Origin of the sequence: Silvania hatchlandensis, assembly GCF_025564065.1 — a bacterium.
GTDB classification, from domain to species: Bacteria; Pseudomonadota; Gammaproteobacteria; order Enterobacterales; family Enterobacteriaceae; genus Enterobacter; species Enterobacter hatchlandensis.
The window spans coordinates 17,981-42,852 of record NZ_JAMGZK010000033.1; the positions used below are offsets into that span (position 1 = coordinate 17,981).

15 protein-coding genes and 2 pseudogenes are annotated in these 24,872 nt (G+C 58.8%); 5 read left to right on the top strand and 12 right to left on the bottom strand.

The window, feature by feature from the left end:
- Window positions 1-97 precede the first annotated feature (97 nt).
- Window positions 98-637 (top strand): DUF2058 domain-containing protein, encoded by a 540-nt coding sequence (locus tag M8014_RS00985; RefSeq protein ID WP_271280715.1) that lies wholly within the window; start codon window positions 98-100, stop codon window positions 635-637.
- 40 nt (window positions 638-677) lie between these two features.
- Here the strand turns inward: M8014_RS00985 and M8014_RS00990 are convergent, their stop codons facing one another.
- The 10 genes and pseudogenes from M8014_RS00990 to M8014_RS01035 form a co-directional block, all read right to left on the bottom strand.
- Window positions 678-2,042, bottom strand: a complete 1,365-nt coding sequence (locus M8014_RS00990; protein WP_418939588.1) for an HlyD family type I secretion periplasmic adaptor subunit — start codon at window positions 2,040-2,042, stop codon at window positions 678-680.
- Window positions 2,029-4,215 (bottom strand): type I secretion system permease/ATPase, encoded by a 2,187-nt coding sequence (locus tag M8014_RS00995; RefSeq protein WP_271280716.1) that lies wholly within the window; start codon window positions 4,213-4,215, stop codon window positions 2,029-2,031. The genes M8014_RS00990 and M8014_RS00995 overlap by 14 nt, the downstream gene beginning before the upstream one ends.
- 94 nt (window positions 4,216-4,309) lie before the next feature.
- Complete coding sequence (locus M8014_RS01000; RefSeq protein WP_271280717.1) at window positions 4,310-5,659, bottom strand: TolC family outer membrane protein; 1,350 nt, start codon at window positions 5,657-5,659, stop codon at window positions 4,310-4,312.
- 174 nt (window positions 5,660-5,833) lie between these two features.
- The gene (locus M8014_RS01005) at window positions 5,834-7,267 is read right to left on the bottom strand and encodes a hypothetical protein (RefSeq protein WP_271280718.1); all 1,434 of its coding nucleotides are present in this window, start codon (window positions 7,265-7,267) and stop codon (window positions 5,834-5,836) included.
- 56 nt (window positions 7,268-7,323) lie between these two features.
- Window positions 7,324-9,573 (bottom strand): hypothetical protein, encoded by a 2,250-nt coding sequence (locus M8014_RS01010; protein WP_271280719.1) that lies wholly within the window; start codon window positions 9,571-9,573, stop codon window positions 7,324-7,326.
- Between the two features lie 124 nt (window positions 9,574-9,697).
- Window positions 9,698-10,072, bottom strand: a pseudogene (locus M8014_RS22825) (retention module-containing protein); the annotation flags it as partial.
- Window positions 10,073-10,360: 288 nt separating this feature from the next.
- Window positions 10,361-10,702, bottom strand: a complete 342-nt coding sequence (locus M8014_RS01020; protein ID WP_271280721.1) for a tryptophan synthase subunit beta — start codon at window positions 10,700-10,702, stop codon at window positions 10,361-10,363.
- A 26-nt stretch (window positions 10,703-10,728) separates the two neighbouring features.
- Window positions 10,729-12,675 carry a cyclic di-GMP receptor LapD gene (lapD, locus tag M8014_RS01025; protein WP_271280722.1) on the bottom strand — a complete coding sequence of 649 codons (1,947 nt, stop codon included), beginning with the start codon at window positions 12,673-12,675 and terminating at the stop codon, window positions 10,729-10,731.
- Between the two features lie 8 nt (window positions 12,676-12,683).
- Window positions 12,684-13,361, bottom strand: a complete 678-nt coding sequence (gene lapG / locus M8014_RS01030) for a cysteine protease LapG (protein ID WP_271280723.1) — start codon at window positions 13,359-13,361, stop codon at window positions 12,684-12,686.
- Between the two features lie 12 nt (window positions 13,362-13,373).
- Window positions 13,374-15,023, bottom strand: a pseudogene (locus tag M8014_RS01035) (Mur ligase); the annotation flags it as partial.
- A 116-nt stretch (window positions 15,024-15,139) separates the two neighbouring features.
- On the opposite strand from M8014_RS01035, the gene M8014_RS01040 reads away from it, so the two are divergent.
- From M8014_RS01040 to lpxP, 3 genes are all read left to right on the top strand, one after another.
- Entirely contained in the window at window positions 15,140-16,033 is an 894-nt protein-coding gene (locus M8014_RS01040; RefSeq protein WP_271280725.1) for an alpha/beta hydrolase family protein, read from the top strand.
- Between the two features lie 10 nt (window positions 16,034-16,043).
- Window positions 16,044-19,337 (top strand): CapA family protein, encoded by a 3,294-nt coding sequence (locus tag M8014_RS01045; protein ID WP_271280726.1) that lies wholly within the window; start codon window positions 16,044-16,046, stop codon window positions 19,335-19,337.
- Window positions 19,338-19,591: 254 nt separating this feature from the next.
- A complete protein-coding gene (lpxP, locus tag M8014_RS01050) occupies window positions 19,592-20,512 on the top strand; it encodes a kdo(2)-lipid IV(A) palmitoleoyltransferase (RefSeq protein WP_271280765.1) in 921 nt (306 codons plus the stop codon).
- Here the strand turns inward: lpxP and M8014_RS01055 are convergent.
- Window positions 20,509-22,797: an FdhF/YdeP family oxidoreductase gene (locus M8014_RS01055; RefSeq protein WP_271280727.1), complete on the bottom strand. Its 2,289-nt coding sequence runs from the start codon at window positions 22,795-22,797 to the stop codon at window positions 20,509-20,511. The two genes, lpxP and M8014_RS01055, sit on opposite strands and share 4 nt — an antisense overlap.
- 672 nt (window positions 22,798-23,469) lie before the next feature.
- Here M8014_RS01055 and ypdK point away from each other — a divergent pair.
- Window positions 23,470-23,550, top strand: coding sequence for a membrane protein YpdK (gene ypdK, locus M8014_RS22830; protein WP_098946261.1), 81 nt, complete (start codon window positions 23,470-23,472; stop codon window positions 23,548-23,550).
- A 55-nt stretch (window positions 23,551-23,605) separates the two neighbouring features.
- On the opposite strand, the gene alaC is transcribed toward ypdK, so the two are convergent.
- Entirely contained in the window at window positions 23,606-24,847 is a 1,242-nt protein-coding gene (alaC, locus tag M8014_RS01060) for an alanine transaminase (RefSeq protein WP_271280728.1), read from the bottom strand.
- Window positions 24,848-24,872 lie beyond the last annotated feature (25 nt).

Consider the following 24,872-nt stretch of genomic DNA (forward strand, 5'->3'; position numbering starts at 1 on the left):
CGCAGTAGCGGTCCCGGGTTTTGTGTTTTCAGCCTCCCACAACCCCGCGCGGAAAGGGTATAATCCTGACTATCATTTGATGGATCCAGAAGCGACGATGACAAAACTCACATTACAAGAGCAGATGCTGAAAGCCGGCCTGGTCAGCAGTAAAAAAGTGGCGAAGGTGCAGCGCACCGCCAAGAAATCACGCGTGCAGGCGCGTGAGGCCAGAGAAGCGGTAGAAGTGAATAAACAGGCGCAAATCGAACGTGATAAAGCGTTGAGCGAGCAGCAAAAGCAGGCCAACCTGGCAAAAGAATATAAAGCGCAGATCAAGCAGCTTATCGAGATGAACCGGATTGTCATTACCCGGGGCGATATCGGATTTAACTTCACCGATAACAACCTGATTAAAAAAATCTACGTCGATAAGCAGACGCAAACGCAGCTGATCAATGGCCGCCTTGCCATCGCACGTTTGGTTGCTGAGGCGGGCCGCGAGAGCGAATACGCCATCATCCCGGCGGTGGTAGCCAGTAAAATTGCCCAGCGTGACGCGAGCTATATCGTGTTAAGCAGTGAGCTGACTCAGGAAGCGCAGGATGAAGAAGATCCTTATGCCGATTTTGTCGTGCCGGATGACTTGATGTGGTAAGCAGACGAACCACCTCCAACGGAGGTGGTTTTTTATATCCTTAACGCTCGCGGAACGCCTCCGCCTTTGCGCGCAGGATCGGTTTCAACAGATAGGCCAGCACCGTCTTCTTGCCGGTAATGATATCCACCGACGCGACCATTCCCGGAATAATCAATAGCGGTTTCTCATCCGTGCCGAGGTGGTTTTTGTCGGTACGCAGCCGGATGATATAGAAACTTTTCCCGTCTTTGTCCGTCACCGTATCAGGGCTAATCTGCTCCAGTTTGCCCTTCAGCCCACCGTAGATCGTGTAGTCGTAGGCGGTGAACTTCACCGTCGCTTCCTGTCCCGGTCGCAAAAACGCGATGTCCTGCGGGCGAATTTTGGCTTCCACCAGCAGCTGATCGTCAAGCGGGACAATCTCCACCAGGTCGTTGCCCGGTTGGATCACGCCGCCGATAGTATTTACCAGCAACTGCTGCACCACACCCCGCACCGGCGAGGTCACCAACGTGCGGTTGACCCGGTCGGTGATGGCTTTACCCGAGGCCTGAATTTTACTGAGATCGGTGCGGGCTTCGTTAAGCTGCCCCAGCGCCTCGCTGCGGTAACGACCGCGCGTTTCGCCCACCTTACTTTCAATCTCTTTGATGGCGGCCTGTGCACGCGGGATCGCCAGAATCACCGAGTCCAGCTGTCCCTGGGTTTCGACCACTCCACGGCGCAGACGCAGCATCTCCACCTTTGAAATCGCACCTTTGGACACCAGCGGCTCAGACATATTGACCTCCTGCTGCTGCAGCGCCAGGCTACGACGGTACTGGTTGATTTTGCTCTGGAAGTCGAGCAGCTCCTGCTGCTTCTGCACCAGCTGTTCGTTCAGGCCGGACAGCTCGCTCTGAATGCGCTTATTGATGCTGGCAAACAGCTCCAGCTCACCGTTGGCAATATCCGGTGCCTGCTGAGTGATCTCTGGCGTCAGGGTCAGCGAAGCGGCATCGTCAAGCTGGGCGGTCAGACGCAGGATCCGCGCCTCAAGCGCCAGCTTATCGGCCTCGGTCTCCCCGGCGTTAGAACGGAAGCGGGTATCATCCAGGCGCAGCAGCGGTGCCCCGGCTTTCACTACCTCCCCTTCGTGGACGAAGACCTCAGCGATTATACCCCCTTCGAGGTTCTGCACTTTTTGCAGGCGCGACGAGGGAATAGCCCGCCCTTCGCCGCGTGTCACCTCATCAATATTCGCCAGCGAGGCCCAGAGAATCATCGCAATAAAGAAAGCGAAGATTGCCCACAGGGTCACGCGAACCACGCGTGGGGCGTCATCCAGCAGGGCTTTATTGACCTCATTGGTGGTAAAGGGTGCGGGTTGTTTGTCTCCTGACAGCCAGCTCATCAGGCGGCTAAGCGCATCAACGATTCGCATGAATTTGTCCCTTCTTCAGCGCACTCATCACGCTCTCTTTCGGTCCGTCGGCAATGATTTTGCCGTTGTCGACGATAATCAGGCGGTCCACCAGCGACAGCAGCGACGCACGATGGGTAACCATCAGCAGCGTCTTGTTGGCAATCACCGGTGCCAGCGCCTTTTTGATCAGATCTTCGCTGGTGTTATCCATCGAGCTGGTCGGTTCGTCCATCAGCAGCACAGGAGGGTCGAGCAGTAGCGCGCGCGCCAGCGCCACGGCCTGCCGCTGGCCGCCGGAGAGGCTCATCCCACGCTCGCCCACCTGCATGTTGTAGCCGGACGGATGACGACGGGCGAACTCGTGTACCCCAGTCAGGGTCGCGGCCCGCAGCATGGTCTCATCGTCCACGTAGCTGGCGCCGTAGACCAGGTTTTCGCGCAGGGTGCCGCTGAACAGGTGAATATCCTGCGGGGCATAGCCGATGTTATGCCGCAGGTCGTGAACATCCAGCTGGCGAATATCAATCCCGTCGATCAACACATTGCCGCCGTCGGGCTGGTAAAAGCCAACCAGCAGCTTTGCCAGCGAGCTTTTACCGGAGCCGCTGCGCCCGATAATCCCGACCTTTTCACCGGGCTGAATCGTCAGTGAGACGTTGGTGAGCGAGGTGTACTGGTTGCCCGGATAGCAGAAGGTCACGTCGCGCAGCTCAATGGACCCGGAGAGGGTTTCGCGCTTCAACGGCACTTCGCCGTCCTGCACTTCCTGCTCCAGATCCATCATTCTGTCAATGGTAGCTTTGGTCATCCGCGCACGCTGGTAGCGGGTGATCAGGCTGCACAGCTGGCCGATGGGCATCATGGCGCGGCGGTGCAGCAGGTAGCAGGCAATCAGCCCGCCCATGCTCAGGTTGCCGCCAATAATGATGTACACCCCGGCGACGATAATCGCCACGCCGCTGGCCTGCTGCAGCCACGAGGTAAAGTTCACCGCCACATAGGAGAGCGATTTCACCCGCAGCTCAAGCTTGCTGAGCTGGCCGGTGAGATGCTCCCACTGATACTGGCGCTCGCTCTGGGCGTTATTAATCTTAATGGCATCGAGGCCGGTCAGCGTTTCCACCAGCATCGCCTGACGCTCGTTAGACAGCTGGTAGGTTTTTTTGACCCGCGACATCAGCGGACGCTGGATCAGCCAGTTCACCCCCAGCGCCAGCGGATAGCAGAGCACCGGGATCCACACCAGCGGCCCGCCGATCACCGCGATCACCACCAGAATCAGCAGCGTGAAGGGAAAGTCGATAAAGGCCGTCAGGGTCAGCGACGAGAGGAACTCTCGAATCGACTGGAACTCCTGGAAGTTCTGCGCAAAGCTGCCCACCCGCGCCGGGCGCAGCTTCATCTTCATTCCCAGCAGCCGCTCGAACAGCGCCGAGGAGACCACCAGATCGGTTTTTTTGCCCGCCAGATCGAGGCAAATCCCGCGCAGAATTTTCAGCACAAAGTCGAACACGTAGGCAATCAGGATGCCGATCGACATCACCCACAGGGTGGCAGTGGCCTGGTTCGGTACCACACGGTCATAGACGTTCATCACAAACAGCGGGGCGCCGAGCGCCACCAGGTTGACCAGGAAACTGGCCACCACCGCATCGAGATACAGGGACTTCGACAGCTTCAGCGTATCCTGGAACCAGGCTTTAGTGCGCGGTAGCGTCGCCGTCGGCTGGGCATCGAATTCATGTTCCGGCGAGATAAAAATCGCCCTGCCGCTGTAATGCTCAGCCAGCGTCTCAGGTGAGAGCGTAATTTCGCCGCCTTCGGTTTCGCTCGGCAGCAGACGTGCCTGCTGCTGCGCATCCCAGCCAATCAGCACCGCAGTCTGGTTGTTTTTCAGCAGCAGGATCGCGGGCAGCGACAGCGCGGTGATGTGCTCCAGCGGACGTTGCACCACCCGCGCCTTGAGCCCTGCCCGTCCGGCGGCGCGCGGGAAAGCGTCCAGCGTCAGGGTATGGGATCCCAGCGGCAGCCCCGTCGTCAGGACGTTGCGGCTGGTGGCAATGTTGTGCAGTTTGCAGACGATCATCAGCGCGTCGAGCAGCGGATCGTCATGCATTTGCCGGGGATCCTGTCTGAGCGGGGCCTGCGGCGGCGTGTCGGCACGATCCGGGGCGGTAATATCAGGCGTCATTCTGTGCCTCAGTGTTCTGCAGACCGAGGCTGCAGATAAAAAAAGAGAGGGGCGTTACCGGAACCGGAAACACCCCCGTCAGCCTTCGAAGGGCCTATTTTAACTCAGGTAGCTCTGCCTGCGCACGCTGCGCCTGATCGAGCGGCTGCGCGGCTGACGGCGCCTGGATGTTCAGGCTTTTGAGCAGCTCGCCGGTACGGGCGCTGATGCGGTAGGTAGTGAACATGTCGACGAACTGCAGCTCAACGTAGCGGCGCTGGGCGCTGAACACTTCGTTTTCGCTGTCCAGCATATCCAGCAAGGTACGGTCGCCGAGGCTGAACTGCTCCTGGTAAGCGCTGCGCACCGTCACGCTGCGATCGGCATACTCTTTGGCGATCGGCACCTGTTTGGTGGCGTTGTTGAGGGCGTTCCAGGCCAGGCGCAGCTCTTCGTTCAGCTGGCGCTGGGCGTTGTTTTTCACATCCTGGGCCTCTTTCATTTTGTAGGCATAAGAGGTAAGGATCGCCTGATCGCTGCCGCCGTTGTACAGGTTGTAGCGCATGCGCAGCATTGCCTGCCACTCCTGGCTGTGTCCACGCGTACCGTCGATGTTATTGTCCATCGTGCGGCCCACTTCAACGTTCACGTCCGGGTAAAAGCGCGATTTTGCCGCTTCGTACTGCTGGCGGGTGGCTTCCACATCGGCATCAGCCTGTTTCAGCAGCGGGCTGTTTTCCTTCATTACCGAGCGCGCCGCCTCAAGCGAGGCCGGAACCGCGATCTTCGCCGGCATCACCAGCGTGTCAGCCTCTTTACCGGTGACGCTTTCATAGTTGGCGCGAGAGTCTTCGAGATTGGTTTGCTCTGTCAGCAGGTTGTTGCGCGCCTGCGCCAGACGGGCTTCGGCCTGGTCGAAGTCAGCCTGACGGCCAACGCCCTGCTCGGTGCGCAGGCGGATCTGATCGAACACCCGCTCGTGGTTCTTCAGGTTATCTTCGGCAAGCTTGACCATCTGCTGGCGCATCAGCACGTCGAGATAGCTCTGGATCGCCTTCAGAGCGGTATTTTCGCTGGTGTTCAGCACCGTCCAGGCGCGGGAGTTCACCGTCGCTTTCTGGCGATCGACTTCACTGCTGGTCGCAAAGCCGTTAAAAACGTTCTGGCGCAGGTTGATGGCGGATTCGCTGCGGTGCAGGTCGCGCAGATGATCGCCTGCCGCACGGGTGCTGGCGTTATCAGTCTGTTCCCAGCCGGTACCGGCCGTCACATCCAGCGTCGGCAGATAGCCTCCTTTGGCGGCACGCAGATCCTGATCGGCGGAATAACGGCTGTTGACCGTGGCGTTCACTTCCGGGTGCCACAGCAGGCTGTCTTTTACCGCCTGCTCAAGGGTAGTTGCCTGGCTCTGTGTGACTACCAGCGCCAGCGCTGCACCCATAAAAATCTGACTGTACTGTTTCATCTTGTCGTTTTTTTCCTTCATATCCCTTGATTGTTGGTCAATATCCACCAGAGAAATCCCATGCGACCGAGGGGAAAATGCATCCTGCGATTTGTACGATCGGACGCTATCCTTCGTCTGACCTGAAATAATCTGGCGGGGGTACGCCGCGCAGTCTCCTGCGCGGCAACCCGGTCAGGAAACTTCTTCCGGTTTAGCGATCAGGCTATCCAGCATCGCTTCGTGACCCGCATCGTAGCTGTCCGCCCCCACCGTCTCACCGCCTTCGGCAGGAACATGTGCGATCTCCGCCGGTCCGTCAGCGCTTTCGCTCTGCGGCCCCGCCTGGATCAGACTGCTGAGATCGTTATGTTCCTCGTCATGGATGATGTCGTTGAAGTGCAGCTGTTGATCCTGCTCTTCCCCTGACAGCGTGCTGCTGGCGCTATCCGCCTGCACCGTCTGAATGTCAGCATGGCTTTGCTCAGTATCGGCAGCCGTGGTGCTGAACATCAGGTTATCGTCATCAATTAACGATGCGCTGTGATCCCCGGTATCGGCGGTGTGGTCAGCATTGTGGTCAGATTCTTCGCTCTGAGCACCCGCATGGGTCAGCTTGTCGTCATCGCCCTGGCTGGCCATCCGCGCCGCGCTGTGATTATCCGTTTGATTGTCATCATCACTGTGGCTGGCCGTGAGGGCGTTATCGTCGTCATGATCCACCGCGCTATCGCCAGCGTGGTGTTCGCTGACCACCGTTCCCCCCTTCTCGCCATCGAAGGTGAAGTCGGTGTCGTGATGATCGGAGGCGGTGGAGTCCACTTTCAGGGTGATATCATCGAAATCACCCTTCGCGCCCGGAAACTCGGCGCTGACCTGACCGGTATAGTGGGTGGTGTCGTTATCGAAGGTCAGGACGTAGACCTTATTTACCGCGTCATAGGTGGCGTTAACATGATTACCGGTAAAGGTGGCGCCTTCCGGGATCCCGCTCAGGGTGATGCTGTTCAGGTGATCGCTGCTGTCGGAACTTTCGAGGTTAACGTCCAGGTTCAGCGTCACTTTGGTGCTGGAGGTGGTATTGCCGCCGAGGCTGGAAGATGGTCCGTCCCCAAAAACAACCCCTTCAATGCCGTTGGCGTTCTGGAAGGGTCCATTCCAGGTGCCATTTTCATAAACGTGAAGGTTATCGATATCGTTGTTCTGGTGGTTCTGCGGATGATCAACACCGGTAACGGTGTAATCCTTGGCGTCGCCCTGGACAAAGATATAGTCCTTGCCTGCATCGCCTTCTGGCAAGCCCTGGTTACCGGTAATGCCGTTCAGCGGTTTAAATTCATAGCGGTCGTTCGACCAGTCACCCTGCTGGTAGTAACCGCCCGTATGGTCGCCGACCACAAAGATATCGGTATGTCCTTTACTGCTTTCACCCGCGTTGGCATTGCCACTGCTGGTGTAGTAGTGGATCTGATCCGGGCTTGCGGATTTCGGCACAAAATCGCCCTGGATCTTGCCATCCGGGCTGTCCGGGGTCAGCCAAACGTGCACGTTACTGCCGATCGCCACGATGACACCGTTCTGGATATCGTAGCCGTTCGGATCCCCGCTGCCGCCGTTGATATGGATCACCTTGTCATCTGACGTTTCCGTCGTTTTGCTGCCTGGGGTGACGGTGACGGTCAGTTTTATATCGGCATCGGCATCTGCATCTGCATCTGCATCGGCGTCAGAATCAGCATCTGCGTCGGAGTCGGAATCAGCGTCGGCGTCGGCGTCGGTATCGGCGTCGGCATCAGCGTCCGCATCGGCATCGGCATCTGCGTCTGCGTCTGCGTCTGCGTCCGCATCGGCGTCGGCGTCGGCATCTGCGTCGGCGTCGGCATCTGCATCTGCGTCGGCATCTGCATCTGCGTCGGCGTCGGCATCAGAATCGGAATCCGCATCAGCATCCGCATCAGCATCCGCATCAGAGTCGGCGTCGGCATCGGCGTCTGCGTCTGCATCGGCATCAGCGTCGGCATCTGCATCGGAATCCGCATCTGCATCTGCATCTGCATCAGCATCAGCATCAGCATCTGCATCTGCATCTGCATCAGCATCAGCATCTGCATCGGCATCAGCATCAGCATCAGCATCAGCATCAGCATCAGCATCAGCATCAGCATCTGCATCAGCATCGGCATCCGCGTCAGAATCAGCGTCGGCATCTGCATCTGCATCTGCATCTGCATCAGAATCCGCATCGGCGTCGGCATCTGCATCGGCATCGGCATCGGCGTCAGCGTCAGCGTCAGCGTCAGCATCTGCATCAGCATCTGCATCTGCATCGGCATCAGAATCCGCGTCTGCATCTGCATCTGCGTCGGCGTCTGCATCAGAATCCGCATCAGCATCTGCATCGGCGTCGGAATCAGCATCTGCGTCGGCATCTGCATCGGCATCTGCATCGGCATCAGCATCGGCATCAGCATCTGCATCTGCATCCGCATCAGAGTCCGCGTCGGAATCGGCATCGGCATCGGCATCGGCATCAGCATCCGCATCCGCATCCGCATCGGCATCAGCATCCGCATCGGCATCCGCATCCGCATCTGCGTCGGCATCAGAATCCGCGTCGGAATCAGCGTCGGCGTCGGAATCAGCATCTGCGTCGGCATCCGCATCGGCATCTGCATCCGCGTCGGCATCGGCATCTGCATCCGCGTCGGCATCCGCATCAGCGTCCGCGTCGGCATCCGCATCTGCATCCGCATCGGCATCGGCATCTGCATCGGCATCTGCATCGGCATCAGCGTCCGCATCTGCGTCCGCGTCGGCATCCGCATCCGCATCCGCATCTGCGTCGGCATCCGCATCCGCATCGGCATCAGCATCCGCATCGGCATCCGCATCGGCATCCGCATCCGCATCTGCGTCGGCATCAGAATCCGCGTCGGAATCAGCGTCGGCGTCGGAATCAGCATCTGCATCAGCGTCCGCATCGGCATCTGCATCCGCGTCGGCATCGGCATCCGCATCTGCATCCGCGTCGGCATCCGCATCAGCGTCCGCGTCGGCATCCGCATCTGCATCTGCATCGGCATCAGCATCGGCGTCCGTGTCGGAATCAGCATCTGCATCGGCATCGGCATCCGCGTCAGAATCAGCGTCGGCGTCGGCGTCGGAATCAGCATCTGCATCGGCATCTGCATCGGCATCAGCGTCCGCATCCGCATCGGCATCGGCATCGGCATCAGCGTCCGCATCTGCGTCCGCATCCGCATCCGCATCGGCATCGGCATCAGCGTCCGCATCTGCGTCCGCGTCGGCATCCGCATCTGCATCAGCGTCGGCATCGGCATCAGCGTCTGCGTCGGAATCGGAATCGGTATCGGAATCAGCGTCTGCATCGGCGTCAGAATCAGCATCCGCGTCAGCATCCGCATCTGCATCTGCATCTGCATCCGCATCCGCGTCGGAATCGGAGTCGGAGTCAGAATCAGAGTCGGAATCAGAGTCGGCGTCAGAATCAGAGTCGGAATCAGAGTCGGCGTCAGAATCAGAGTCGGAATCAGAGTCAGAGTCAGAGTCAGAGTCAGAGTCAGAGTCAGAGTCAGAGTCAGAGTCAGAGTCAGAGTCAGAGTCAGAGTCAGAGTCAGAGTCAGAGTCAGAGTCAGAGTCAGAGTCAGAGTCAGAGTCGGAATCAGAGTCGGAGTCAGAGTCAGAGTCAGAGTCAGAGTCAGAGTCAGAGTCAGAGTCAGAGTCAGAGTCAGAGTCAGAGTCAGAGTCAGAGTCGGAATCAGAGTCGGAATCAGAGTCAGAGTCAGAATCTGCATCCGCGTCGGCATCAGCGTCAGAGTCCGCATCGGCATCCGCATCCGCATCAGCATCGGCGTCAGAGTCCGCATCGGCATCCGCATCCGCATCAGCATCAGCATCGGAATCCGCGTCCGCATCGGAATCGTCGGTATCAAGCAGCGTTAATTCTTCCGGGCGTTCGTCATCAGGGAAGTCAAGGCCGATCGTAGGGTAGCCTGCGTTGGGGTCAACAATTTCACCGGTTAAATCGAGCACCACGTGGGTGTGGGATCCCCCGCCGCTGCCGCCGGGCTCGCCGCCTGTCGACGCGGGCTGTGGACCTGCCGCGGTCGCTTCCAGGGTTTGGGTTGGATCCTGACCGTCGGCGATAGCCTGCTGGAGGGCAGCAACATCTTGCTGCTGTGCAGCCGTCGCGTCAGTCGTTGCGCTGCCGCTGCCATCCCACTGGCTGTCACGCCCGAGGTCCAGATGTTTGCCATCCGCAAGCGTCAGTGTGATCGCGCCAGACGTGCCGGTCTGAACCTGTTCCCCTTCGAGGATCCTGTCGCCTTCAACCAGTAAACGCCTGCTACCATCAGGGCCTACTGCAAAAACTTCTCCAATAACTGCTTTGACGATCCCAGATACGCCACTCATCGTTTGTGTCCCTCAATCCTTTTCTCGCCCAATTCATCCACTGTTCAGGCATAGAATGCTAAAAGAGAATTTATTAAATATTTTTCATTTGCTGTGTAACAAAAACGACAATACGCGCCTCAGCAGGAATGTTTTTTGACGCTGGCGTAAGTCGGGGACCGTATAATAATTGATGTGATGAATGAATAGTAGTGCGGTGATGTCTACCTGATAAAACCAGGGGGTTAAATCAATAACCCCTTAATTGACTTCCGAGAGACATAATGCTTATCAATGCACAAAAAAGGCTTAAATAAGCCCTTCGTCTTCGTCCGCTATTAATCCCTCCAGCCCGCTCAACGAGCGTCGCGCCTGGGCGCGGTTAGTGAGTTTGGCCTGGGCGGCAGGCGGCAGATCGGTAATGCTAATCACCCCTTTACTCATCAGGACTTCAATCAAATCTTCCAGTACGCGAACCATCTCAAGGTCGCTCTGGCGCAGCTGGGTGAGCGTGGCTTCTCGCGTCTCCCGCTGGCGTAACCACTCGTCAATCTCGGGCGTGCTCGCGTCATGCTGTTGTGTCATCCCGCGAAACGGCGTCAGTTCAACCTGAATAATTCGCCCATCCGCGTCGCGTTGTATGTAGTACATATTCGGCCTCAATGTCGTGTGCGAGGTTAATTTACACCTAAGGTACTGGCATCCGCAAAATAGCGACCCATTGCACCATACAAGCCTATTTGTTCGAGAACCGCCAGTTCACCCGCTGTTTCTACGCGCTCGGCAATTAACGGCAAATTAATCTGACGGGTTGCCCAGTAGATGGCCTCAATAAATAGTTTTTTATCTTCTTCGCTGTCAATATCGCGAATATAGCTGCCATCAACCTTAATCCAGGCCAGCCCCCACTGCGGTAAATTGCCGATAAGGTGGAAGCGGCCACCAAAGTGCTGGATCCCCAGACGGCAACCCAGCTCATTCAGTCGGCTGACCAGGATACTGACGCGCTCGGCATCAGGCAGTTCATTTTCGTCCAGCTCCAGCGTCAGGCGGGCAGCGAGCTGCGGGACGTTTTTCAGCGGCTGCAGCAGCGCATTCAGGCTCTGATCGTCGGCGACGCTGGCACCGCTGATACTCAGGGCCAGCGGTCGGGTGGATTTTGCCATTTCGCGCAGCGTCTGCTGGAGCATCACGATGTCCATTCTGCGGCTGAGATCGAGGCGATGGATCCACGGCATAAAGCGTCCGGCAGGCACCAGTTCACCTTCCGGGGTGCGGATACGGGCGAGGATCTTGTGGTGCAGCACCACGTGCGCATTGTTGCACTCATACACCGGCTGGGAAAAAAGCTCGAAGGCGCCATGGGTCAGCACCGTATCCAGCCGGGTGTACCAGCTGTGATGATCTGCTTCACTGTCGCTGGCGGACGGGGTTTCGGGGCTGGCGAAGAAGCGCATGTCGGTTTCGGCCATCGCCAGCGCCTGGTCAGCCTGCATCAGCACCGCCTGCGGCGTATCGCCAACCTGGAACGGTACCAGTGCAAAGTGGGCCACCGGCGAGACGTCGCTCATGCCCGTTTCCGCCAGCGCCTTCAGCTGGGTGCTGAGGGTCTGAGTCAGATTCTCGATCTCCTGGGGCAGGATCTGCGGGGCGATAATCGCGAACTCCCCGCCGCGCACGCGGGATAAGAAGCCTTCATTATGGAAATAGTTGCGCTGCAGACCGGTCAGGATCGTGGCCACGCTGGTTAACAGCTGATCGGTTTTGGCCCCGCCAAGACGCTGGTTCATCCCGGTCAGATCCTGCACCCGCAGCAGCATCAGATGGCCGGAGGCGTTCTCTTCATCGCTGAGACGCGACTGGAGTTGCATATCAAACGCACGGCGATTGCTCAGGCCGGTCAGGCTGTCGTGATAAGCCTCTCTGCGCAGGGTTTCAGTGCGCTGGGCCTGCTCGCTGAACAGCACTTTGAGCTGGGTGACCATCATGTTGGTCGCTTCCACCACCCGGCGCAGCTCTGGAGTCTTCGGCAGCGCCGGAACGTTCAGGAACTCGCGGCGGCAGATAGCCATCGCCTGGCCAACAATATAGTTGAGTGGGCGCAGCATCCGGCGCAGCAGCAGGGTGACGCCAAGAATAAACAGCAGACTGCAGCCGGTAAGCCACCAGAAGCTGGCCACCATCCCGTCCCACAGACGCGCCAGCGCAAACATCGGATGGCTGACCACTTCAACGCGGGCCACCTGGCTCCAGCCGCGCATCACAATGGCGTCGCCTTCCCCTGGGCTTAAGTTCACCAGCCGCACAAACCACTGCGGAACGCGGGTGTCCTGCGGCACATCGCTGCGCTCGATGATCGGCTTATTGGTGTTAATGTCGACCACCCGGATGCGATAGAAGTATCCGCTGTCGAAGATCGAGTTCACCATCAGCTCGGTCATGGACGGGTCGTCGATATGGGTGGTGAGCGACAGCCCCAGCGCGGTTGCCGCGTCCTGTGCGTGGGCGCTGAGCTGATTGCGATACTGTTCGCGCGACGTTTCCAGGGTGACGACAAAGTTGCCGCAGAAAATGACGAACGTAAATAAACAGATGCCGATCAGTAGCTGTTTATAAAGTGACATGGTCTTTCCTATTCATTAATTTCAAATCCCTCTGCACGCATGCGGGTGAGAAGATCCTGCCAGCGGGAGAGCCGTTTGCTGTCGCCCACGCGCTTATTGCCGCCGGATTGCGGCAGCCACAGCCCTTCGCCGTTAAACGCGTAAACCGGAAGCAGGTCAGTACGTTTGGTGGCAGGCAGGATGGTTGTTTTCAGGTTGTCCAGCACCAGCGGGATGGCATCCGGCGTGGCGTACCACGTCACTACCATATGCGCCTGATTCAGCTGGAGCGCTTTAACGTAGGTAATGCGCAGCTGGTTGGCGGGCACCCCGAGTTCGCGCAGGGTGAAGTATTTCGCCAGCGCATAATCTTCGCAGTCCCCCGCCCCTTTGCGTAAAAACTCAATCGGCGTGGCCCAGTAATCCTGTTGATTCCAGACGACAATATCATCCCGGAACGCCATCCGTGTGTTAAAAAACTGATTCACCGCGTTCAGCTTCTGCTGGATGGTCCCCTGCGGCGGACTCTTCAGCAACGCCGCCCACTCGTCGATGCGCTGCCTTGCCGCTGGCGTCGCCGGTCCGTACAGCCGCTCGGTGCGAGTGCTGATGGCGCTGAAATCCCACCCGGCGCCGAGGCCAGATGAGAAAACCAGCAACACCAGCAGCCAGACACTCAGCGAGAAGAATACGCGTCGGCGGTTCATTCGTCAGTCTGCCCGGGCCAGAAGCCAGCGTTTACGGTATGCCACGTAGCCGGAAAGATAGTGCTCGACGTCATCGATCCGCACCCGATAGCTGTGGTGACGAATAAAGAAACTGCCGACTATGTTGGCCGGATTTTTGAAGAACATCGCCACCTCCGGCCAGAAAAAGCCATTCGCCAGATAGCGGGCGCGGGTCTCCAGCGCCAGGTTGAAGGCCTCCATATCAAAATCGGCCATCAGATGCGCGTGCGGTGAGGCGGCAAGACGCTCAATCATCCGCGAGGCCGCCATCATTAACTCCAGCAGCGTCGGATAGGTGGTGACGCGATTCTGGACAAAATCGAGATGGTCGCGCACGTTGTCCAGCCCAAACTGGTAATAGCGCTCCAGCGGGCGGTACAGGGTCAGCTCGTTGACGCAGTAGCTGAGCCAGTGGTCGTGCGCCTGCCAGTGCTTTTGCTCGATAAAGTGATCCATCGCCCGCTCGACCCTCTCCAGCCAGCGCGGGTTCTTCGTCAGGCCGTACAGGCGCATCAGGGCGAACGCCGCTTCTCCGTCGTAATAGATGATGCGGTGCGCCGCCTTCAGCGACAGATCCCCGGCGTTAAGCACGTGCACAAAACCGCCGCTGTGCGGATCCTGCATAAAGCCGATTCCGTTGGCCAGCCGCTCCATCTGCGCCACGTAGCGGGTGTCGCCGGTCAGCTCGCTGTATTTACTCATCGCCAGGATGCACACGGCGTTACCGCCGAGCTTGATCTCATCCCCGGTATCCACCAGGAAATCGGCTTCGCTGCCGTCGGGAAGCGCGTAAGTGCGAATAAAGGTGGTGCAGAGATCCGCCAGCGCCCGCTCAATCGCCGCAAAGTGCGCCGGCTGCTGGGTCACTTCCCATCCTTCGAGTAGCGCATAGGTCGAGCTGGCGTGGCGCAGGGCGTTATAGGTGGGGATCGCCCGGTCAAAACAGGGGAACCAGCCGTACTGATAGCGCCCGGACGGCGTAACCTGACGGGCCAGATAGTCAGTTGCCGAGGCAATCATCGGCGTCAGTGCCGTCTCCTGCCAGGCGGGCAGGAGACGGTATCCGCTGTTACGCCCAGTCGATTCGATGGGCAGCACCTGCTCGCCGTCGCAGAACAGCGATCGGGTAGTGAAACGCCAGACGGTCTGATCCGGTTGTTCAGGCCAGTTCAATACCGCCCCGAAGCGACGACGGGAAAAGTGGGCAAGGTTGTTGGCGTTAGGCGTGGCGACGCCGTGGTCGCCATGGTACAGCAGCGCGTTGGCGCCAATCTCCTGTTCCAGCATCGCATAGCGAAACGCCGGATCCAGGCTCAGGCCAAAGCGAAAATAGTTACGTTTGGTTTGCGCTAAACGGGCTTCCAGCGCGTCCCAGCGCAGCACCTGCACCTTATCGACGAGGTCCACCCGTAGCCAGCAGACATCGGCATTGCTCTTTTTCTGCCACTGCTCTAATGCCTGCATTCCCTGCGCCCAGGCCTGCTCGAGGGTCTCGCCGCAGGTCTGGGTCACATGCGCACGACTTTTACTGTCAGAGATGCTGAAAAAAATCACCCATGCCGGGCACGGAGCAGGTTTTGGCGCAAGCGACAGCGTATCCAGTGCTGGACGGATCTCTGCAAGTAAGTGGCTGAGCGACATGTTTACTCCTGTTTGCGCCAGAGAGACCCCTGCCGTAAAATTCCTTAATATATAATAACATTATGCATCATCTGTTGTGTATTCTGTCCATCTATAGGTTTCCCTGAGGCGGTGTTGTGAGGCGATGTTGTGCACTGTTCGTTCTGCTGCTGGTCGGCCTGGCGGCGCACGCCAATACGCCGCTGCTGTGGAACCAACCGGCCAGCAAGCAAACCTGTCCGCTCGGAGATGACGCCGCGTGGGTAGAATACCCTGGCGGCAAAGCCTGCATCCGCTATTTTAGTGCAGGCAATCTGCACGCCGCGCCCGTGGTGCTGGTGATGTTCAAAGGCGACCGGGTATCCCTGATTACGCACCCGCCGCATACCATTCCCGCAAATACCGCCGAATCCCAGCGCCGTCAGGCTCAGGCGATCCTGCGCAAGACCGGTTTGCCCACCGTGATTATCGCCCGACCGGGCACCTATGGCTCGAGCGGCAATCACTATCGCCGCCGCCAGCCGGAAGAGTTTCTCGCCATCAATGCCGCGGTTGACGCCATCAAAACGCGCTATGGCATCCAGCACTTTATCCTCAGTGGGCATAGCGGCGGCGCAACCGCCGCGTCGGCCCTGCTCGCCTGGGGCCGCCAGGATATTGACTGCGCGGTGCTGACTTCCGGTGCATGGGGATTGCTGGAGCGGGCCCAGCGTATGCGCCAGCAGCGCGGCGAGGCATCTGCCCCCGCGCTGGACGGAACCGGCCTGCCCAACCCCTGGGATCCACTTGAGCATATCAAGGGTATCGCCACCGATCCCCGGCGACTGATCCTGGTGATCGGCAACCCGCAGGATCGCAATACCCCGTTCGATCTGCAGGCACGCTACGCCCGGGCGCTGCATGAACAGGGTCACCAGGTCCAGCTGCTCGAACGCCCCGCCGCCCCGCCGGAATATCACGATCTGTTGGGCAATCCGGGCATTAACGCTATTGATCTGTGTCCGCGCCGCGGGCACGCCGTAAAACAGTAAGGATACCGCTATGAGTCACCCACCGCGCGCGGCAGGCTGGACCGTTTTCGACCTCGAACAGCTGCCCGGCAGCGTCTGGCACAATCGTCCGGCTGCCGACTGGGTTGCGGGCGACATCGCGATCCTGCACGACAACACAATCTACGCCCGCCCCTGCCTGTTTGTTGCCATCGACCCTGACACCTGGCAGCGCGGCTCAGGCAATACCGGGCTTTACGCGGGCTGGAACGATACCCATCTTGCCCTTTCGCGCCACGCTGAGTGCTACTGCGGGGCCATCGTTCAGCGTCACCTGGCGGATCTGCCCCCCGACTTTCCACAGCTGGTGGTGGGTGACAGCTATCAGGCGCTGCTGACCCTTGCCGAAGAGGCGCGGCGGCGGCTCAACGGCAAGGTGGTGGCGATCACCGGGACGGTAGGGAAAACCTCGACCAAAGAGATGCTGGACACGATCCTTGCCAGCGCCATGCCGGTGGTAGCCAGCCGCGGCAACCATAACACCCGTACCGGCGCCTCGGTCACGCTGGCGCGGGCGGTGTGGGATCCTGCGGCGGTGGTCATGGAGGTGGCGATCTCCGCCCTGTGGATGCGTAACGGCGGCATCGGCCCGCGTATCAAGCCGCATATCGCGATCGTTACCGAAATTGGCATGACCCAGGTGGGCAAGAGCATCACTTCCCTTGACGACGTGGCGCGGTTTAAGTCCCGCATTAGCCACGGCCTGATCCCCGGCGGCTATGCTGTCCTTAATCGCGAGATGGCCGGGTACGCAACGGTGGCGGCCGGGGTCGCGCGCGACGGAGCGCGGATCATCAGCTACGGCTTCGACGCCGCCGCGGATGTCCGGATTATAAGCTTTGCCCCCGATGACCGCGGGAGCCACATCACCCTCGCCTTCCGCGAGCAGACCCTGTGCTACCGGCTGGCGGTCCCTGGCCGGGGCGGCGCGCTCAACTCGGTGGCGTCGCTGATCGCCGCCGATCTGCTGGGCGTCAGCCTGGCGCAGATTATCACCGGTCTTGAAGGCTATCGCGGCGATGGGCAGCATATGTGCGTGACTGCGCTTGCGCTGCCGGACGGCGGCTCAGCGACGCTGATTGACGACAGCTACAACGCCGAATACCTGTCGATGCTTAACGCCTTTGGGGTGGCCCGGGACACCGGGGGCCGGGTTGTGGCCCTGCTGGGTCGGATTGTCAATCTTGGCGACCAGAGCGCGGCGATCCACCGGGCGCTGGCGGAGCCGCTGCTGGACGCGGGCTGCCAGCTGGCCTTCCTGCACGGCGAAGAGATGTCAGCCCTGCACGCGGCCCTGCCGGACGGCGTGCGCGGCGGACATTTTGCGACGGCACAGGCGCTGGTTGACGCTGCAGCCCCTACCCTGCGCGACGGGGACGTGGTGCTGATCAAAGGCAGCGTGCGCAACTCCGACTTTAAGCAGGTCGTCGGCCTGCTGAAAGCCCGGCTCGCCGCCCCGCCCGCACTGGCGAAAGGACAAACGGCACGCCTGCTGGTTAATCTGTCTACCGGCGAACAGCGGGTAACCGAGAAGTCAGAAAGCACTTTCGCCCCTGCTTATCTCAGCCAGCTGCTGCTGGCCTGCTGCTTTGCCGATCGCCTGCTGCAGAAAAAAATCACTCTCGAAACCCCCGTCGCCGTGCGCGGTATTTCGCCGACGATCGCCAAAGGTAACCCGGTGCTCGGGCTCCAGCGGGGCAGCACATTGCCCCTGAAATCGCTCCTGCAGGGGATGCTGATCCACACGGCCTGCGATGCCGCCATTAACCTCGCGGAACAGCTAGCAGGCAGTAGCGCCGGGGCGCTTACCCTGCTCCGGCAGCTGGCCGCTGACCTCAACATGCGCCATACCCGGATCAATAACGTCTCGGGGCGCGCCCGTTCCGGACAGCGCACCACGCTTTCGGACATCGCCCGACTGATGCGTCATTTCCAAAAGCGTTACCCGCACCTGCTGACATGGTTTAGCGAACATGAGGCGGCGATCGGCGAGCGCATGTACCGCAAAACCAGCAACCTGCACGACAACGGTAGCGCGTGGGGGCAATTCAGCGCCGGACGGTGGGGGTTCGCCCTGCAGTGGGTCGACGGTGAGCTGTGGCTGGCCTGCGTCGCCGGGGCGGATGACGCGTTCCATCTCGACTATCAGCTTGATGCCCTGCTGGCTGGGGCAGACATGCTCCCCGAAGCCGCTGAAGAGCGGCAGATCGATTCGCCTGCAGCGACCGTCACCCTGCTGGGCGATACCTATTTTGGCGAGTGGTATACGCGTCAGCGGCAGGCACGCGGGATCGATGACGCCCTGCAGCGCCACGGCTACGATCACAGCTTCGCGGCTATCGCCCCGCTGCTGCAGGGTAGCGATTTTACCCTGGCCAACGTTGAAGCCGCGCTGACCACCGACCAGAGCGTCAGCCTCGAAGGGCGAAAACCCTTCTGCCTGACGGGCGATCCGACGGCCTCGGTTGCGGCGCTGCGCAAGCAGGGCATCGACGCGGTGGCGCTGGGCAACAATCACGCCATGGATGCCGGACTGCCGGGGCTGCACAGCACCCTGGCGGCGTTCCGCGAAGGCGGCATTGCCTGCATCGGTGCTGGAGTGAATGCCCACCAGGCGGAAGCGCCGCTGGTCCTGACGGTGGACGGACGGCGGTATAAGATTTTCAGCGCCTACTGGTATCGACGCTACATGGAGCAGGAGTGCGCCTTCTACGCCCGCCCACGGCGCGCGGGCGTCGCCTGTCTGAGCGGCGGGCTGGTCGAACAGCTGCGTCAGGAGAAAGCCCGCGCTAATCCGGCGACAACGATTGTCCTTGCCCACTGGGGGCTGGACTACCGCTGGACCACCCCCGGCCAGCGGGCGCAGGCGCAGCGTCTGAGCGAGGCCGGGGCAGATCTGATTATCGGCTCAGGGCCCCATATGGCGGGTGACGCGGCCCAGCTCGGGCAGAGCCTGGTGGTCTACAGCATTGGCAACGCGGTCTTCAACAGTAACGGCGAGTATCAGACGCGCGGGGTGCCCGCCTACGGATTTATCGTGCGCCTGCGACTCGGCGGTCGCGAGCCGCAGATCCAGCTGCTGCCCATTTTTACCGACAACAAGCGCACCTTCTGGCAGCCCCGCCCGGTCAATGAGAGTGAGTTTGCCGATCTGCTGAACCAGCTGGCAGCCCAGGGCATGGCAATTGTTCGGGAAGGGGAAAGTGCAGCAGGCTGGCGCGCCGTCAGCGTTAACCATGAGCGTATGCTAAGCCTGGCGCTGGATAGTCGCTTCGGCGAAGGCTAATCGGTGGATATTTAATCCGCCTGAGCCGTATCATTTTTTTGAAACAGGATAATACTTACACTCTTATACTATCGAAATTACACGGCAATCGCGGGCGGCTATGCTACATTACGCCGCCCCGCGACAATCCCCTTTTTCAGACAAGGCTACAGGTGACGTAACCGTCTGGAACCATTAGCATAGACGCGAGTCAAAATCAGTACGGTGTATTGCCAGTCTGGCGCTACCTCCACACTCTTCATTAAGGTCGTTTTATCTTGTCTCAATGCAAATTCACACGCGCACTTTTGCATCCCCGTTACTGGTTTACATGGTTTGGGTTGGGGGTCTTGTGGCTGCTGGTTCAGCTTCCCTATCCTGCCCTGTGCTGGCTGGGTGCTACCCTCGGAAGTCTCTCCCGGCGTTTTTTAAAACGCAGAGAGTCCATTGCGCGCAGAAATCTTGAGCTGTGCTTTCCGGCGTTATCGACCGACGAGCGTGAACGCCTGATCGACGAAAACTTTAAGTCCATTGGCATGGCGTTGCTGGAAACCGGGATGGCCTGGTACTGGCCGGACGCGCGGGTGCGCAAGTGGTTTGAAGTCGAAGGCATGGAAAATTTACAGCGCGCGCAGGCCAAAAACCGCGGCGTGATGGTGATTGGCGTGCACTTTATGTCGCTGGAGCTGGGCGGTCGCGTGATGGGGCTGTGTCAACCGATGATGGCGACCTACCGTCCGCACAACAGCCCGCTGATGGAGTGGGTTCAGACGCGCGGTCGCATGCGTTCCAATAAAGCGATGATCAGCCGTAATAACCTGCGTGGCCTGGTCGGTGCTCTGAAAAAAGGCGAAGCGGTGTGGTTTGCCCCTGACCAGGATTATGGTCGCAAAGGCAGCAGCTTCGCCCCGTTCTTTGCGGTGAAAGACGTTGCCACCACCAACGGGACGTTTGTGATTTCACGCCTGTCCAAAGCCGCGATGCTGACCGTTACCATGATCCGCAAAACGGACAACAGCGGCTATCGCCTGTTTATTTCGCCAGAACTGGAAAATTATCCGCAGGATGAGACCGAGGCCGCGGCCTACATCAACAAGGTGATCGAAAGCGAAATTCTGCGCGCGCCCGAGCAATATCTGTGGGTGCATCGCCGCTTTAAAACCCGTCCCGTCGGCGAAGCCTCCCTCTACCGCTAAGCGTCGTGCGCGCCTGCTGATTTAAAGAGCGTCACCGGAACACTCTTATAGGCAGGCGTCAGACTCTCTTCGTCCACCGCATCCAGCGACAGCAGCACGTTCGCCTCGGGTAAATACGCCGCAATCGATTTTGTCCCCATCGGCACAATGTGTACCGTCTGGCGGTGCATCACCCGCTGCTGACAAACCTGCCCGCGGTCGTCGAGCGCCGCGACATCCACTACGTCCCCCTGCTTAAGCTGCCGCTGGCTGGCCTCTTCCGGGCTGAGGAAAATCACGTCCCGACGACCGGTCACACCGCGATAGCGGTCGTCCAGGCCATAAATGGTGGTGTTGTACTGATCGTGGCTGCGGATGGTCGCCAGAATCAGCTCCCCGCTGCTCAGGCACGCGTCAGCAATGGCTTCAATAGTGCAGACGTGGAAGGTCGCTTTGCCTGACGCCGTGCGGTATTCCCCCCGCGAGGCGGGGTTATCCAGACGGAAACCGCCGGGGGCTTCGATACGCGCATTGTAATGATAAAATTCCGGGATCACCGCCTCAATGGCGTGACGAATCAGGCGATAGTCGCCAACCATCTCTTCCCACTTCACCGGGCTGTTCGGCAGCGTGGCGCGTGCCAGACCGGCCACGATGGCCGGTTCGGACATCAGCCAGCGCGACGCGGGCTTCAGGCTGCCAGTGGACGCATGGACCATGCTCATGGAATCTTCCACCGTCACCGACTGCACGCCAGAGGCCTGAACATCCCGCTCGCTGCGACCCAGTGCCGGCAGGATCCAGCTGTCTTTGCACACCAGCAGGTGCGAGCGGTTGAGTTTGGTCGCCACGTGAACCTGCAGATCCAGTTTACGCATCGCCGGGAAGGTGCGCTGCGGTTCCGGCATCGCCACCGCCAGGTTGCCACCCATGCAGATCAGTGCGCGCGATTCGCCGCTCTCGATGGCTTTGATGCTCTCAACGGAGGCGCGACCGTGGGCGCGAGGCACCGTGATGCCAAAGTACTGCTCAAGGCGCAGGTTAAAGTCTTCACCTGGCGCTTCGTTAATGCCCACGCTGCGGTCGCCCTGCACGTTCGAGTGGCCGCGCAGGGGGCAGATCCCCGCCCCTTTGCGCCCCATATTGCCGCGCATCAGCAGCAGGTTGATCAGCTGCTGGACGTTTTGCGTCCCGTTGCGGTGCTGGGTGATCCCGAGGCCGTAGCTGATAATCACCCGTTCGTGGCGGGCGTAGATCTCAGCGAAAGAGACTATCGTCTGGCGATCGAGCCCGGCACCGCGTTCGATATCCGCCCACGCGAGACGACGCAAATCCTCAGCCAGCTCGCTGAATCCGGAGGTGTGGTTGGTGATAAAGTCCCTATCGATCACCCCAGGCTGTTGGGCGTCGAGCGCCAGTAGGGCTTTCATTACCCCGCGGAAGAACCAGGCATCCCCCCCAATACGTATCTGGAAGTAATCCTCAGAGAGTTCAGTGTGCCCTCCGGTGAGCATCTCTTTTGGCGACTGCGGGAAGCTAAAGCGCTCCAGTCCCCGTTCGCGCATCGGGTTCACGGACATGATCCTGCCGCCGCGCTGTGCGACTTCGCGCAGCGTCGCCAGCATCCGCGGGTGGTTAGTGCCCGGGTTATGCCCGACGCAGATCACCAGATCGGCGGCGTCAAAGTCGCTGAGTTCGACGGTGCCTTTACCGATGCCAATCGACGATCCGAGCCCGGTGCCGGTTGGGCTATGGCACATATTGGAGCAGTCGGGGAAATTATTGCTGCCGTATTCACGGGCATACAGCTGATATAAAAAGGCTGCTTCATTCGAGGTGCGCCCGGAGGTATAAAACTCAACCTGCTCAGGGGCGAAGCCGCGCATTATGCCGCCAATTTCCGCGAAGGCCTGTTCCCATTCAACCGGCTGAAAGGTGTCGGTAATAATGTCGTATTTCATGGGATGCGTGAGGCGGCCCTGATTTTCCAGCGCGTAATCACTCCAACCCAATAATGCTTTTACCGTATGGCGGGCAAAAAATTCGGGTGACGCTTTTTTCTTTGTTGTCTCCCATGACACGGCTTTTACGCCATTTTCACACAGCTCCATGGGTGAACGATGTTCTGGATCGGGCCACGCACATCCGGGGCAGTCAAATCCTTTATCCTGATTCATTTTGAACAGCGCGATCGTGTCGCGCAGAGGAGACTTTTGGGTCATTACGTAAGACGCGCAAGCCTTGACTGCGCCCCAGCCACCTGCGGCGCCCTCATAATGGTCCAGACCCTGAATGTTCTTTTTCATTTAATTGCCATTGTTAAACACGTTAAATTCTATACCTGGAAATCATTCTCATAATTAACAGCATAGAGGTATAAATCACCCTCTTAATAAAAGAGTGACGTAACTAATAAGAGGTATTATTTAAAACAAATATTGCTGACCACAATTTAAGGCGTAAGGTAATTATTAATGTGGGTATATTTATAATCACAATAAGGTAGTTCGTTGTATATTTGTAGTCATAGTCTGTAGATCAGCAATTAACTGGCAAACGCAATCTACAACGCTTAAGGATATAAATTCAACTACCCGTTTATTTAAATATATTAATCGCCAACTGTGATGGAATAAAATGGTGTAAAAGTTTCCTGTTACAGGTGCTGTTACCCCCGGTAATCACTCTACATTATCGTTAGCCTGCTATGTTGCTCAGCACCAATTTATTACCAAATGAAATTAAACTGTCGCCGTTCCACGACAGTGCTAAGTGACGGAAAACGTTTAAAAAAATCACGCTTGTCACTCCTGATTTTTAGGCGTACATTAGCGCCGTCTGGCAATCTAAAAGCACAGAATTCTGAGCTGGAGTTGAGGCTAAAACGGGAAAATTCTCATTTCCGCCCTCGCCTGACTTCACCTCTCTATACTCAGTTGGACTCTGAAATTAATGCGTATCATGAGATGCGCGGAGCGATGAACGTGAAATATTTCTTTATGGGTTTTTCTGTAATTGTTTTCGCCTGGGTCGGTACGTTTGCCCTGATGATGAACTGAGCAAAGAAATTGCAGTTAAAAAAACAGGCGCCTCAGGCGCCTGTTTTTTTTAGCTTTACTGACCGCCCTGCTCCGGCGGACTTTTTGCCGCCAGCGGCAACAGCCCATCGGCGCGGAACATGCTTTTAATGCCCCTGATCGCCTGACGAATACGGTCGCTGTTTTCAATCAACGCAAAACGCACGTGCGTATCGCCGTAATCGCCAAAGCCAATACCCGGTGAGACGCAGACCTTTGCGTCCTGCAGCAGCTTCTTGGCAAACTCCAGCGAGCCCATCGCGGCGTAAGCTTCCGGGATCTTCGCCCAGACGTACATCGACGCTTTCGGCATGTCGACCATCCAGCCCGCCTCATGCAGCCCTTTGACCAGCACGTCGCGACGGCGCTTATACTGCGCGGCGATATCCTGCACGCACTGCTGATCGCCTTCGAGCGCCGCAATCGCTGCGACCTGCAGCGGAGTAAAGGTCCCGTAGTCGTGGTAACTCTTGATTCGCGCCAGCGCGTTCACCAGCGTTTTGTTACCCACCATAAAGCCAATACGCCAGCCGGCCATGTTGTAGCTTTTCGACAGAGTGAAGAACTCCACCGCCACATCGCGGGCGCCGGGCACCTGCATAATTGACGGCGCTTTCCAGCCGTCGTAGACGATGTCTGCATAGGCCAGGTCATGTACCACCAGCACATCGTACTGCTTCGCCAGCGCGACCACCTTTTCAAAGAAATCGAGTTCAACGCACTGTGCCGTCGGGTTGGACGGGAAGCCGAGGATCATCATCTTAGGCTTGGGATAGCTTTCGCGAATGGCGCGTTCCAGCTCGTTAAAAAAGTCGACGCCTTCCACCAGCGGAACAGAGCGTACCTGTGCCCCGGCGATGACCGCGCCGTAGATATGAATCGGGTAGCTGGGGTTGGGCACCAGTACCGTGTCGCCATGATCCAGCGTCGCCAGCATCAGGTGCGCTAGCCCCTCTTTGGAGCCGATGGTGACGATGGCTTCGCTCTCGGGGTCGATCTCAACCTGATAGCGGTCCTGATACCAGCGCGAAATGGCGCGGCGCAAGCGCGGGATCCCTTTCGAGGTGGAGTAGCCGTGCGTATCCGGGCGCTGGGCGACGGTGCACAGTTTTTCGACGATATGCGGCGGCGTGGGGCCGTCCGGGTTGCCCATGCTGAAATCGATAATATCTTCGCCGCGCCGACGCGCAGCCATTTTCAGCTCAGCAGTAATATTGAACACATACGGGGGAAGACGATCGATACGCGAAAAACGACGTTCAGGGCGGGAGTCAGCCATAGATACCTCAGATAACGTTAGCGCC